General features: G+C 63.1%; 1 protein-coding gene. It reads right to left on the bottom strand.

All coding sequences use genetic code 11. The annotated features are described in order from the left end of the window. Nucleotides 1–834, bottom strand: an 834-nt coding sequence (locus NP596_RS21645) for a response regulator (protein WP_256617444.1), incomplete at both ends; no start/stop codon positions are given.

The following is an 834-nucleotide window of genomic DNA, read 5'->3' as shown; positions in this document are numbered from 1 at the left end:
GCCGGTCGCGCGGGAAACGGCGGGGCCGCCGGCCGCATGCGACTCGCAAAGGCGGCTGATTTCGGCCAGGACATCGTCCAGCGCCATTTGCAGAATGTGCGGCCAGTCGCCCGCCTCTTCCCCTTCCATCAGCATCCGTTCGATCTGTTCGGCCAGCTCCCATACCACCATCAGAGACATATTGCCGGCGGTGCCTTTTAACGTGTGCGCCAAAGCCCGGGCGTCTTCCCTTGCTCCCCGGCTTATCAGTCCGCCTATTTCATCGCCGTCCCGGCCGTGGGCGGCGGCGAATTTACGCAGATAATTATGGTAAACCGCCACATCTCCCCAACTGCGCAAGCCGCGATCCATGTCGATAATCGGCGTTGCGCCGGTTTCGGAGGCGGCGGGGACTCCGCCCGTCATCGGCGCGGCCGCTAACGCATGCATTTCGGGTAGGTAACGTTGCAGCAGCACGATCAGTTTATCGACATCGAAGGGTTTGGCGATGAATCCGTTCATGCCGGCCGCCAACGCCGCGGCCTGCTGGTTCTTGAAGGCGCCCGCGGTCAGCGCGACGACGGGCAGATCGGCCAGCCCCGGTATTTCGCGGATCCGGCGGGTGGCTTCGTAACCGTCCATCAGCGGCATTTGAATATCCATCAATACCACATCGATAAGGCCGGCATTGGCCGTCAACCAATCCACCGCCGCTTGGCCGTCATCCGCAAGCTGGACGTCGGCGGCTTCGGATTCCAGGATGCGGCGCGCCATATCGCGATTGATTTCGCTATCGTCCACGACCAACACCCGCAACCGCCGCAGACGGCCATCACTTGCGGCGGCCGGCATGGC

This window comes from Methylomonas rivi, assembly GCF_024505165.1.
Taxonomy (GTDB): Bacteria; Pseudomonadota; Gammaproteobacteria; order Methylococcales; family Methylomonadaceae; genus Methylomonas; species Methylomonas rivi.
This window is presented reverse-complemented; position numbering and strand designations above follow the sequence as displayed.